General features: G+C 59.4%; 9 protein-coding genes. 3 read left to right on the top strand and 6 right to left on the bottom strand.

Going from position 1 to position 12,310, the window contains the following annotated elements; all coding sequences use genetic code 11:
* Both H1Y01_RS19510 and H1Y01_RS10335 read left to right on the top strand, forming a co-directional pair.
* On the top strand, positions 1-371 hold a 371-nt coding region (locus H1Y01_RS19510), incomplete at its 5' end, for a hypothetical protein (RefSeq protein WP_219341440.1).
* A gap of 128 nt (positions 372-499) precedes the next feature.
* Positions 500-4,135, top strand: a complete 3,636-nt coding sequence (locus H1Y01_RS10335) for a multifunctional oxoglutarate decarboxylase/oxoglutarate dehydrogenase thiamine pyrophosphate-binding subunit/dihydrolipoyllysine-residue succinyltransferase subunit (RefSeq protein WP_180540438.1) — start codon at positions 500-502, stop codon at positions 4,133-4,135.
* Between the two features lie 358 nt (positions 4,136-4,493).
* Here the strand turns inward: H1Y01_RS10335 and H1Y01_RS10330 are convergent, their stop codons facing one another.
* Genes H1Y01_RS10330 through H1Y01_RS19810 form a run of 3 tightly spaced genes read right to left on the bottom strand, consistent with a single transcriptional unit; the run spans position 4,494 to position 9,824 of the window.
* Positions 4,494-6,437 (bottom strand): arginine--tRNA ligase, encoded by a 1,944-nt coding sequence (locus H1Y01_RS10330; protein WP_180540437.1) that lies wholly within the window; start codon positions 6,435-6,437, stop codon positions 4,494-4,496.
* The gene (gene acnA / locus H1Y01_RS10325) at positions 6,437-9,124 is read right to left on the bottom strand and encodes an aconitate hydratase AcnA (RefSeq protein WP_301331915.1); all 2,688 of its coding nucleotides are present in this window, start codon (positions 9,122-9,124) and stop codon (positions 6,437-6,439) included. Before acnA ends, H1Y01_RS10330 begins: the two co-directional genes overlap by 1 nt.
* A 43-nt stretch (positions 9,125-9,167) precedes the next feature.
* Positions 9,168-9,824 carry a lytic transglycosylase domain-containing protein gene (locus H1Y01_RS19810; protein WP_301331914.1) on the bottom strand — a complete coding sequence of 219 codons (657 nt, stop codon included), beginning with the start codon at positions 9,822-9,824 and terminating at the stop codon, positions 9,168-9,170.
* Between the two features lie 66 nt (positions 9,825-9,890).
* Between H1Y01_RS19810 and H1Y01_RS10315 the strand changes: the two genes are divergently transcribed.
* Positions 9,891-11,144: a threonine synthase gene (locus H1Y01_RS10315; RefSeq protein WP_180540439.1), complete on the top strand. Its 1,254-nt coding sequence runs from the start codon at positions 9,891-9,893 to the stop codon at positions 11,142-11,144.
* A 19-nt stretch (positions 11,145-11,163) separates the two neighbouring features.
* Here H1Y01_RS10315 and H1Y01_RS10310 read toward each other — a convergent pair whose 3' ends face one another.
* The 3 genes from H1Y01_RS10310 to H1Y01_RS10300 form a co-directional block, all read right to left on the bottom strand.
* Entirely contained in the window at positions 11,164-11,475 is a 312-nt protein-coding gene (locus H1Y01_RS10310; RefSeq protein ID WP_180540436.1) for an RNA recognition motif domain-containing protein, read from the bottom strand.
* Positions 11,476-11,638: 163 nt separating this feature from the next.
* The gene (locus H1Y01_RS10305; protein ID WP_219341438.1) at positions 11,639-12,022 is read right to left on the bottom strand and encodes a type II toxin-antitoxin system death-on-curing family toxin; all 384 of its coding nucleotides are present in this window, start codon (positions 12,020-12,022) and stop codon (positions 11,639-11,641) included.
* Positions 12,022-12,249 carry a hypothetical protein gene (locus H1Y01_RS10300; protein WP_180540434.1) on the bottom strand — a complete coding sequence of 76 codons (228 nt, stop codon included), beginning with the start codon at positions 12,247-12,249 and terminating at the stop codon, positions 12,022-12,024. Before H1Y01_RS10300 ends, H1Y01_RS10305 begins: the two co-directional genes overlap by 1 nt.
* Positions 12,250-12,310: the final 61 nt, after the last annotated feature.

Raw genomic sequence — 12,310 nt, 5'->3', positions numbered from 1 at the left:
CCCCCGCAGAACCGTTCACAGCGCAAGCAAATAACCGCAACGCGAATCACCCCAGCGACTTAACCCTCCTCCTCAAACTGAAGCGCCTTGTTTTCCAGCCCGCCGCAGCTACCATGGGACCGGGTGCTCACCGAGTACGCTCCGTCGCGTGCAGCAATAGTGAGCGTTACATGGAACGTCGAAACCCGCAGCCCAGTCACTCGCCAAACGAGAGCCGCGCTCGGCCGCACCATTCGGATGTGGCGCTCAAATGTTCCGAGCCAGTAAAAAAAGTGGCGGAACGAACCTGGGAGGTTGTTAGAAACAAAGGACTTGCCGATTTAAAACGAACCCGGGAAACCCAGTTTTTAACCTGGGAAAGCCGGTTTTGAACCCGGGAACCAGTTCCGAACCTGAGAAACGAAACCAATCCAACCGCTTAACGGTGAAGACACGAGTGACGCCGAAGTTGCGCGCCTCAGCTACCATAGACTAGAGAAAGAAGGTCATCTCACCCTCCATGGACTCCGCATTAGAAGACCAGCTGGGCATCAACAGCTGGTTTGAACAGGAGTTGCGCGATCAATACCGGCTCGACCGCAGCTCCGTAGACGAAAGCTGGAAGCCGATCTTCGATTCAAGCCGGGATCGAAACGGCGATCGAAACGGTGCCGCAACATATGCCAACGGCACGTCGGCCGCGCGCCCGGAAGCGCAGCCGGCAAAGCCCGTTGCCGCTGTCGCGCCGGGCGACGGCGAAGAACTCGTTCCGCTTCGAGGCGCGTCCGCCCGTATCGCCGAGAACATGATCGCCAGCCTCTCGGTTCCGCTCGCAACCTCGCAGCGCGTCATGCCCGTCAAGGTCATCGATGAGAACCGGCGTCTGCTGAATCACCACCGTGCCCTCACCGGCGCCAGCAAGATTTCGTTCACGCACCTGATCGGCTGGGCGATTGTGAAATCCGCCGAATTCGTTCCCGTAATCAACACGGCGTTCGCGGAACAGGACGGCCAGCCGTTCCGCATCGTTCGCAAGCACGTCAACCTCGGCATTGCGATCGACGTCGCCGGCAAGAACGGCGCGCGCAGTCTGGTGGTTCCCAGCATCAAGAGCGCGGAAACGCTGACTTTCTCGCAATTCCTGCAAGCCTTCGACGATCTCGTGGTCCGCGGTCGCGGCGGCAAACTAACTCCGGCGGATTTCGCCGGCACCACCATCTCCCTTACGAACCCCGGGACCGTCGGCACCGTTGCCTCGATCCCGCGCCTGATGGTTGGCCAGGGCGCGATCGTCGCCACCGGGTCGATGGACTACCCGGCGGGCGTCAAGGGCCTTTCCAACGATGCCCTCGCGCAGCTCGGCGTTAGTAAGGTCATGAGTGTAAGCTGCACTTACGATCACCGCATCATTCAGGGCGCGGAATCGGGCGCATTCCTCGGCCGCCTGGAAGATCTGCTCAACGGCAAAGAAGGCTTCTACGACGACATCTTTTTCAGCCTGCGCGTGCCGTATCGAGCAGTTAGTTGGGAAGAAGATAAACCCGCGGCTGCGCCTGGAATGGTTCCGGCCAGCGACATCGCCAAGCAAGCCGCGGTGATGCAGCTCATTCACGCGTATCGCGTGCGTGGGCATCTGATCGCGGATCTAGATCCACTAAGTGGCGGCCCGGCGACTTACCACCCCGAGTTAGATCCGCTGACTTACGGACTTACAGTGTGGGACCTCGATCGCCAGTTCCTCATGGGTACGCTCGGTCTCGAATCCGGCCGGGACCAACAGCGCCACGGTACGCTGCGCGAAATCCTCGACCAACTGCGCCAGACATACTGCGCGAAGATCGGCTGCGAGTACATGCACATCCAGTCTCCCGAGGAGAAAGCATGGCTGCAGCATCATATGGAGCCGACCGCCAATAACGCTCCGTTCAGCGTGGCCGAGAAAAAGCAGCTTTTCAAGGATCTGACGCGCGCCGAAGAGTTCGAGCATTTCCTGCATGCGCGCTTCGTAGGTCAGAAACGCTTCTCGCTCGAAGGCGCTGAAACCGCGATCCCAATTCTTGAAGAGATCCTTGACTTAGCGGCTCGCGACACGGCGGTTGAAGTAGTTATGGGAATGGCACATCGCGGCCGCCTGACGGTACTCGCGACGTGCGTCGGTAAACCGCTGCCCGAGATCTTCTCCGAGTTTGAAGGTTACTCTGACCCGGATAGTATCCAGGGCTCCGGCGATGTGAAGTATCACTTAGGCGCGACTAACCTCCGCCAGACACGTTCCGGTGCCGACTTAATCGTCTCCGTGGCGCCGAACCCGAGCCACTTAGAAGCAGTCGACCCGGTCGTCGAAGGTATCGTACGTCCCAAGCAGGATCGGCTCGGCGATGTCGACCGCGCGCGCGTGATTCCCATCCTGATTCACGGCGATGCCGCTTTCGCCGGCCAAGGTGTTGTTGCGGAAACCTTGAACCTGTCGCAGCTCGATGGCTATGCGACCGGCGGCACGGTTCATCTGATCATCAACAATCAGATCGGCTTCACTACCATGCCGACCGGCGCCCGCTCCAGCCAGTACTCGACGGACATTGCGCGCATGGTGCAAGCGCCCATCTTCCACGTGAATGGCGACGATCCCGAATCCGCCGAGCGCGTCGCGAGACTTGCCTTCCGGTTCCGGCAGGAGTTCAAGAAAGATGTCGTCATCGACATGGTTTGTTATCGCCGCCATGGCCACAACGAAGGCGACGATCCCGGCTACACGCAGCCGATTCTCTACCGCAAAATCAAAGATCATCCGTCGGCCGCAACTCTATACGCCAATCAGCTGGCTCGCGAGAAGGTGATCTCGAAGGCCGACGCCGAACACCTGCGCAAGCAGGAGGCGGAACGTCTGGCGCAAGCGTTCGACGCCGAAAAGGGCAAGGCCGCGGTCCCCGACGAGTTAGTCGACTTCGGTGATGATGAAGCAGTCGCGCTTACCGTGCCGGGACAGTCGGCGGTTCCAATCGAGCTGCTCGCGCGTGTCGTGGACGGCAGTACGCGGTTCCCCGATACCTTCACCGTACATCCCAAGCTGCGCGGCTTTACCGATAAGCGCCGCGAAGCGTTCGAACGCGGCGGCCCGATCGATTGGGCCTTCGCCGAGGCGCTCGCGTTCGGTAGCCTCGTGATTGAAGGCACGCCGGTTCGTCTTAGTGGACAGGATTCCGGGCGCGGTACTTTCTCCCAGCGCCACCTGGCTTTCTATGATTACGAGAATGGGTCGAAGTACATCCCGCTGAAACATCTCTCGCCCGATCAGGCGCCCTTCGATGTATTCGACAGTAGCTTGAGCGAGTACGCCGTCGTCGGCTTCGAGTTCGGCTACAGCGTTTCCGACCCATTAACACTTACTTTGTGGGAAGCCCAGTTCGGCGACTTCGCCAACGGCGCGCAGATCATGATCGACCAGTTCATTACCACCGCCGAAGAGAAGTGGGGACAAAGTACCGGCTTGGTGATGTTACTTCCCCATGGACAGGAAGGACAAGGTCCGGAACACTCCAGCGCGCGCCTGGAACGCTTCCTCACCTTGACCGCCCGCAACAACATACAAGTCTGTAACTGCACCACCCCCGCGCAGTACTTCCACTTATTGCGGCGTCAGATGCGCGGCGGCGCGGACATGCGCGGGATTCGCAAGCCGTTGATCATCTTCACTCCGAAGAGTATTCTGCGGCATCCGAAGGCCGTGTCGACATTCGATCAACTGACAACCGGACGCTTCCAGGAAGTGCTTCCGGGAGCTTGCAGCCCCGATGCTTCGCAGGTAACTCGCCTGATCTTCTGCAGCGGCAAAGTCTACTATGACTTACTCGCTAAGTTCGACGCGTTGAAGCCGTTGAACGCGGCCATCTTTCGCATGGAACAACTCTACCCGCTTGCAACGGATCAAGTGGCCGCCCACCTGGCGGCTTATCCGAACGCGAAGGAAGCCATGTGGGTACAGGAAGAGCCGAAGAACATGGGCGCGTGGCACTTCATTCAGGATGAGTTTCCTCCGCTCCTTGGCGCTCGTCAGTTACGCTATGTTGGCCGCGCGGAGAATTCCAGCCCCGCAACGGGCTCGAAGAAGCTGCACGATGCCGAACAAGCCCAGTTAGTGAACGAAGCGTTCGCGTAGTTGCTTGGCCGAGAACTGCGCTTTTCGATCCCGCACGATCGGCCGCTTCTACCCTCTGACTTATTGATAAAAGGCCCTAGCAGCGGCGTTCGCCACACTAAGTCATATCCGGTTCAATCCGGCAAGGCGGAGGTTTGCTGAGCCGCGACAGTCATGGAGCTGGTGCTCCGGAAAAGAAGCTTCGAATGCTTTGACCGCGGGAAAGCGGAATGCCCCACGGGATACCGGCGGGGCATTTCGGTTTTTCGTAGGAAAGGCATTCGAAGGTTACTTTTGCCGGGGCACCAGCTCCGTTACCGTCGCGGCTCTGAAAGACCCTCCGAGAGTGATTGATTTCCGGTTGAGCAGATGCGGTATTTTACATATACTCGGGTACAGTAATCCCGAGTACCCCGAGTACTCGTTCTAACTGGGCTCGAAAGAACTCCGTCATCCAGAGTAGAAACACCTTGCGTTCCCGATCCTGCTCGGAGAGGATCGGGTACTGATGGTAGAAGTTATTGAATGTCTGCGCGAGCTGGAACGCGTAGCGCGCCACGTTCGAAGGTTCTCCCGATGCAATGGCCCGCTCGATGGACGAGTCAGTCTTGGAAGAGGCGACTAACATCTGCCAGAAGTCTTCCGATTCCAGTTGCCGTTCCATCGCCTCGCGGCTGAGTTCTGCGGCAAAGTCCGGCGTCTCTTCCCCGCGCTCGGTTAGCTTCCGGAAGATGTTACGCGCGCGCACGGCCGCGTACTGCGCGTACGGACCGGTCTCGCCTTCGAAGCTCAAAGCTTCCTGGAAATCGAAGGCGATCACGGTGTTCCGCGTAAACTTCAGCAGGAAGTAGCGTAGCGCCCCGACCGCGATCGCGGTTGCTACGCGCTGCCTCGATTCAGGGCTGTCCTCCGCGTGTCGCGAGGCTACTTCGAGCTGCGCGTTCGCGATGAGTTGATCGATCAGATCGTCCGCCTTAACGCCCAGGCCCTTGCGGCCCGCTACTTCAATGTACGGTCGCCGGCGATCCTCTTCCGATAACGCAATGCCGAGATCCACACAGCACCGGGGTGACAGCGCCACCATCTCGTAAGAGAAATGGACGGACTGAGTCGCTTGATCCTGCGCGCCCAAAGCTTTAAGACCCGCGACAACCACGTCCTGAAGATACGACTGGCGCGAGTCAATCACGTTGTAGACACGGTGCGCATGCCCGAACGATGGGGTAGGCGTTGTCGTCGGTATAACCGTCGAGACCCACACCTCATGGCCGCTCGGATACCGCAGGAGTAACTGGTAGTAGAAGTCTTTGCCGAGCAGTCCGAACTTCCATAACTGGTAGGCGATGTCCTTACCAACGTAAGTCACGGTGCCGTTCGAACGAACGATCACCTTACCGTCCTCAGCTTCCGCATCGGTCGAGAAAGCCTCTGCGGGCATCACCCAACAGCCCGCGTTCTTACCTTCAGTTTCAAAGTAGATTGCGCCGGTTTTCTTCAGAAGCTCGAACGCCGCGGCCCAGAACTGGAGGTGCAGAATCTCGCTCTCGCGCGGGAGAACATCGTACTCGATTCCCAGCCGCAGCATCGTACCCAGGTGCAGGCTGACGATTGCATCCGCGACAAGATGTCCGATCTCAGCAAGCGGCCCCTCGTCTGCCTCAATGGCATGCAAGGTTTCGCCACGCCACGCGAGTGACTCAGGGTTGTCTTTGTAGTATTGACTGGTGCGGGCGTATAAGTCCCAGCAGAGGTAATCGAACCGCGTAGCCGCGATTAGTGCGCGAACGTCGCCGGGAGTCTTGTGCTCCAGATAGTGAAATCCGGCCACCACATCGGCCACTTGTACGCCGGTGTTGTCGATATAGTTCTGAACCTCCACACTGCGTCCGGCGGATCTAAGCATGCGGACGAACGTGTCGCCAAGCACCGCGTTCCGTAAGTGCCCGATATGCGCGGCCTTATTCGGATTGATGTTAGTGTGCTCGACGATGATCTTACCGGGTACAGTCTGCGCCTCTCTCGCGCCGCGGAGTAGTAAGTCGGCATAAGCACCGCGGTCTAGCCGGACATTCACATATCCGTTACCGGCGATCTCCAGCGACTTGACGCCGGGAATCGGACCGATCGCTTCCACTAACTGCTCGGCAATCCTGCGCGGCGGCTGCTTCAACTCTCGCGCGAGCTGGAAGGCGGCCGGAACCGCCAGTTCCCCGAAGCTCGTCTGTTTCGGCTGCTCAAGGCCTACCTGCTTCTCGATACCAAAGCGCAGCGCAATCGCCGAAGCAAACGCTTCCGCGACCTTCTTCTCGATTGTGTCGAACATCAGGCGGGAACGCCTACCGGTTGGCCGGCTAACTGGCGAAGCACGTAGGGTAAGATGCCGCCACTACGGAAGTATTCGGCTTCCTGCGGGGTATCGATGCGAACCTGCACTTCGAACTCTTTCGCGCTGCCATCGTCCGCCCGCGCGACTACCTTCGCCCGCGGTTTACCTTCCAGAGCGGCACTGATCCCCAGAATGGAGTAACTCTCTTTGCCGGTGAGTTTCAGGTTCTGCGCGGTATCGCCCTGCAGGTACTGCAGGGGAAGCACGCCCATCCCCACCAGGTTGGTGCGGTGGATGCGCTCGAAGCTCTCTGCAATAACCGCCTTGACGCCGAGTAGGTTGACGCCCTTCGCAGCCCAATCCCGTGAAGAGCCGGTGCCATACTCTTTGCCGGCTAAAATGATGAGCCCGACACCGGCGGCCTGATACCTGACCGAAGCGTCGTAGATGAACATCTGCTCGTTTCCCGGTAAGTAGACCGTGTAGCCGCCTTCCGTACCCGGAGCGAGTTGATTCTTCAACCGGATATTCGCCAGTGTTCCGCGCACCATAACTTCGTGGTTACCGCGGCGCGCGCCATAACTGTTGAAGTCCTTCGGTGCGACCCCTTGCTCGATCAGATACTTCCCGGCCGGACTATCCGCCGGAATCGAGCCGGCGGGCGAGATGTGATCGGTCGTAACCGAATCGCCTAACAAAGCCAGCACGCGCATCCCGCTGAGATCTCTGATCTCGCGGGCGGGATCGACCATCTTCTCGAAGTACGGCGGATGTTTGATGTAAGTCGAATCCGGGTCCCACGCGAAGTTCTCGCCGGTGGGAACGGACATGCCGCGCCAGTTATCGTCGCCGGTAAAAGCCTGCTCGTAGCTGTTGCGGAACATCTCAGCGTCGATGGTCGACCGGATCGTCGCCTGGATCTCCTCGGTGGTCGGCCAGATATCGCGCAGATACACCGCCCTGCCTTCAGCATCGCTGCCGAGCGAGTCTTTCTGCATGTCACAACTCACGTTTCCGGCCAGCGCGTACGCAACCACGAGCGGCGGAGAAGCGAGATAGTTCGCCTTCACCAACGCGTTGATGCGGCCCTCAAAATTGCGGTTGCCGCTCAGCACCGCCGCCACGACAAGATTCTCTTTCTGGATCGCCGACGCAACCGGCTCCGGTAAAGGCCCGCTATTGCCGATGCACGTTGTGCAGCCATAACCGACTAAGTGGAAGTTCAAAGCCTCCAGGTAGGGCATAAGTCCCGACTTAGTCAGATAATCGAAGACAACTTTAGACCCCGGCGCCAGACTCGTCTTGACCCACGGTTTTGACTTCAGCCCGCGCTCGACAGCCTTCTTGGCCAGCAGTCCGGCCGCGACCATCACCGAAGGGTTCGACGTATTGGTACAGCTGGTGATCGCCGCGATGACCACGGCTCCGGTTTCGAGATTCCCCGAGAAGCCGTCGATCGACATCGGCGATTTCTTCTTCAGGAAATCTTTGAACGCGGTCTGGAAATTCGCCGGTACCTCCGGCACATTGACGCGATCCTGCGGCCTTTTCGGTCCGGCCATCGAGGAGACAACCGTCGCTAAATCCAACTCCACAGTGTCTGAAAAGAGCGGATCGCGCAGATCATCGGTCCGGAACAGACCTTGTTCTTTGGAGTAAGCCTCCACTAACGCGACTAACTGCGCATCGCGATTACTAGCGCGCAGATAGTTCAAAGTTTCCGAGTCAACCGGGAAGAAGCCGATCGTCGCGCCATACTCAGGCGCCATGTTCGCAACCGTTGCGCGATCCGCCAGACTTAGCGCGCTTAGCCCGTTTCCATAGAACTCGACGAACTTACCGACGACACCCTTCTTGCGCAGGATCTGCGTGATCGTCAGCACCAGATCGGTCGCCGTGCAACCCTCCGGCATCTTACCGTGCAACTTGAATCCAACTACCGGAGGCAGGAGCATCGAAATCGGCTGCCCCAACATACAAGCTTCCGCTTCAATTCCACCAACCCCCCAACCGACGACGCCAAGCCCATTAATCATGGTCGTGTGCGAATCGGTTCCCACTAAGGTGTCGGGATACGCATAAGTCCGCTCGCCGGACTTCTTCCGGAACACAACGGGCGCCAGATACTCCAGGTTAACTTGATGAACGATGCCCGTATCCGGCGGCACCACGCGGAAGTTCGTAAACGCCGTTTGCGCCCAGCGCAGCAGCATGTAGCGCTCGCGATTACGCTGGAACTCCAGCAGCGCGTTCATGGAAAACGCGTTCTTCGAACCAAACTGATCCACCTGCACCGAGTGGTCAATCACCAGATCGGCGGGCAACAGCGGATTCGCCTTACTCGGGTCCGCGCCCATGGATCGCAGCGCGTCGCGCATAGCGGCCAAATCGACTACGGCCGGCACACCGGTGAAATCCTGCAGCAGCACGCGCGCCGGCATGAAGCTGATCTCTTTGGCTTGCGGGCCGCCGACGCCGCGCGCCACGAAATCGATGTCTTCAGCCGATACTTTCTTGCCGTCCTCGTGACGCAGCAGGTTTTCGAGCAGGATCTTGGTCGAGAAGGGCAGGCGCGAGATACGCGCGATTCCTTTCTCTTCAAGCGCGGCAAGTCTGTAATAGCGAAATTCGGCATCGCCGACGCGCAAATCCGTCGCCGCGCCGAACGAGTTGGCACTGTCCATGTCTATGCTTTAGTTTAGCGAACGGCGTTGAGGAGAAAGGGATTTATTCGCCGGTTTGGGCGGTCTGAGCCTGGTAATTCTTCACGATCTTCCGCACGTAATCGCGCGTCTCGCGATAAGGCGGCACGCCGTTATATTTATCGACGGCCCCCGGCCCCGCATTGTAGGCGGCCAGCGCGCGAATTACCTGATCGTCGCGGCCTTCGTACTTCTTCAGCAGCGCGGTCAGGTAGCGCGTACCGGCGTCCACGTTCTGCGCGGGATCCTGGGGATTGGCGCCCAGATCGCGCGCCGTTGCGGGCATCAGCTGCATCAGGCCGATGGCGCCCTTCGGAGACACCGCGCCGGCGTGGAACCCCGACTCCTGCTTCATCACGGAGTTGACCAAAGCGACCATCTCCGGCGGCAGATTCTGCTTGGCGATCACGTCGCGGACCAGCTGCTTGGGGTCAACCGAGCCGCCGCCTACCGCCGGAGACGCGGCCACTGGAGTTGGCTGGGGAACGATCGGCGCGGGCGTCGGCTCCAGATACTCCTCGACTTTGTACTCGCGAATGGACGACACCGGAAGCTGAGTCACCCCCGAGCCATCATGTACCAGCACCGCGTCGCCGTTCACTTCGTGCCAATCCGCGTGAATCTCGAAACCGGTGTTCAGGACGATCCGCTCCCCTGCATGCAGCGCTGCGCCACTGAACATCCCGCAAATACCAAGGGCTCCGATACACTCAACGAGACGGCGGTGGGCACGACGGGTGAACATGAGATGACGAATGGGACTCTTTCTAGTTTGACGCATCTGGAGTGCAGTGTGTGTAGTACTAAATTTCCGGCGTCCCAGCCGCAGAATCTCTGCACCTGCGAAGGGCCGCTGCTCGCCCGCTATGACCTGGAACGAACCCGCCGGGAGTGGAACCGCAACAGCCTCAACAAAACGCCCCGGTCCATGTGGCGCTACGCACCTGTTTTGCCCGTTCAAGATAGAGCTTTCATTATCTCACTCGGCGAGGGGTGGACGCCGCTTCTTTCGGTCCCGAACACCAGCCGCCGCCTGGGGATTCCGCACCTTTTTGTCAAAGACGACGGAATCAATCCGACCGGTTCGTTCAAAGCGCGGGGGCTCTCTTGCGCGATATCCAGATGCGCCGAGCTCGGCATTCGAAAAGTCGCGGTTCCTTCCGCCGGTAACGCGGCGAGCGCGTCGGCCGCGTACGCCGCCGCCGCCGGAATCGAAGCGCATATCTTCATGCCCGCCGACGTGCCGCAATCGAATTTCATCGAGTGCCAGGCGTACGGCGCCCGCGTTACCCTCGTCGACGGCCTGATCAGCGATTGCGCTCGGATCGTCGCCGAGCGCGCCCCGATCGAGAATTGGTTTGAAATCAGCACGCTGAAAGAACCGTACCGCGTCGAAGGCAAGAAAACGATGGGCTACGAACTGGCCGAGCAGCTCGACTGGAAGCTGCCCGACGTGATTCTTTACCCGACCGGCGGCGGCGTGGGACTCATCGGCATGTGGAAAGCGTTTGAGGAGATGGAAGCGCTCGGCTGGATCGATTCCCGCCGTCCCCGTATGATCGCCGTTCAAGCCGAAGGCTGCCAGCCCATCGTGCGCGCCTTCGAGCAGGGCGCGGAACGAAGCCAGTTCTTCACCGGAGCGCAAACCGTCGCCAGCGGGCTGCGCGTTCCCAAACCGCTGGGGGATTTCCTCATCCTCGACATTCTTCGCAAGAGCAACGGGACGGCGATTGCGGTGAGCGATCGCGATCTTGTCGACGCCGGGTTAGAACTTGCTTCAGAAGATGGATTGTTTATCGCGCCGGAAGGCGCAGCCTGCGTACGCGCGCTCGAGAAGCTCATCCAATCGGGCGTAATTGGGCGCGAGGCTGGGCGCGAGGAAACCGTCGTGATCTACAACACAGGTTCGGGGTTGAAATACCTGGAAGCTTACTCGACCCGATTTCAGAGGATGGTTGCGGGGGACGCTGGCAAACTGGGCGGGCTGATTACTCCCCGATGACTAGCCGTTCCCGAGACGCTTAATAATTCCCGCGCTCGCGGCGGGGCGGCCGATCCCCGCGATCTCCCCGCGGCGGCCCACCTTTTGGCATAGGCCGCGCTTCGTTGATCACCAGCGCGCGTCCGTTCATTTGCTGCCCGTGGCAGGTTTCGATGGCCCGGTGTCCCTCGTTATCGTCATGAATTTCCGCAAACCCGAACCCCCGTGGCTCGTTCGAGAAACGATCGCGCATGATCGTCACCGAATCCACCGTTACCCCGTGCTGCTGAAACCATCCCGAGACATCCGCCTCGTTCACCTTGAAGGGCAAATTACCGATATACAGCTTCATTTCTGAGCGAAGCTCCTCGCACTATGCTGTCCGAAGCCATACACGAATGTCAATGATCGAATGTGGTGGGGCTCGTACTTAGTAGCGAAAACGCACCTTTTACGTTGTTTGGCGAGGCAATATGGAGTCGGGACGGCTTCCTTCCGCGTACCGCTGGATCGAGCTAGTTTTCAGGCCCGTTTTGCTTCACATTATTTCGCAGCCACGCGACAAGCTTGTCGAAGCTGAACTGGTTGGCTTCGTACAGCGCGGCGATGAATTCCCATGTTTCCTGGGCGTCCGCCGTCAGATGCACGCCGTTGATGGCGAGAAACGTATAGGTGGCGGCGAAGGCCGTCCGCTTATCGCCGTCGACGAAGGCGCGATTCTGCGCCAGGCTCTCCCAGAGCGCGGCTGCTTCCCCGATCACGTCGGCGTAGTAACCGGTCTGCGGCCGATAGAGTGCGGCTTCCAGCAGACCGGGGTCTCTCACGCCGTGCGAGCCGCCATAGCGTTCGATCTGATCCGCGTGCATGGCCAGCACTTCGGACACAGTGGGGTAATCCATCACTCCGCGAGCTTTTTGTAGAGCGGGCCGTACTTTTCGTGACTGGCGAGGTACGCGCCCATAACGTGCGCGCGCGGCGTTTGCTTCTTGCGCTTTTCGATCAGGTCGGCGAACGCCTCATCCACGAGCACCTGGATTTGACGGCCTTCTTTGTCCGCCAGCGCGCGAACCGCCGACAGGATTTCGGCATTAACCTGTGTGGCGAACTTTTCACGGGTCTGGGGCATAAGAACGGGCTCTACTCCGATGAAGCGAGTCTATCATGACAGGTCATGATCGATCAAGAAA

This window comes from Nevskia soli (genome assembly GCF_903970205.1).
Classification (GTDB): Bacteria; Acidobacteriota; Terriglobia; order Bryobacterales; family Bryobacteraceae; genus Bog-113.
Note: the sequence above shows the minus strand (reverse complement) of the source record. Positions and strands in the feature narration are given on the sequence as shown.

Bases quoted from the DNA above. Each gene is read 5' to 3' on its own strand.
- H1Y01_RS10335 (WP_180540438.1), top strand. From the start codon at position 500: ATGGACTCCGCATTAGAAGACCAGCTGGGCATCAACAGCTGGTTTGAA.
- H1Y01_RS10330 (WP_180540437.1), bottom strand. From the start codon at position 6,437: ATGTTCGACACAATCGAGAAGAAGGTCGCGGAAGCGTTTGCTTCGGCG.
- acnA (WP_301331915.1), bottom strand. From the start codon at position 9,124: ATGGACAGTGCCAACTCGTTCGGCGCGGCGACGGATTTGCGCGTCGGC.
- H1Y01_RS19810 (WP_301331914.1), bottom strand. From the start codon at position 9,824: ATGTTCAGTGGCGCAGCGCTGCATGCAGGGGAGCGGATCGTCCTGAAC.
- H1Y01_RS10315 (WP_180540439.1), top strand. From the start codon at position 9,891: ATGACGAATGGGACTCTTTCTAGTTTGACGCATCTGGAGTGCAGTGTG.
- H1Y01_RS10310 (WP_180540436.1), bottom strand. From the start codon at position 11,475: ATGAAGCTGTATATCGGTAATTTGCCCTTCAAGGTGAACGAGGCGGAT.
- H1Y01_RS10305 (WP_219341438.1), bottom strand. From the start codon at position 12,022: ATGGATTACCCCACTGTGTCCGAAGTGCTGGCCATGCACGCGGATCAG.
- H1Y01_RS10300 (WP_180540434.1), bottom strand. From the start codon at position 12,249: ATGCCCCAGACCCGTGAAAAGTTCGCCACACAGGTTAATGCCGAAATC.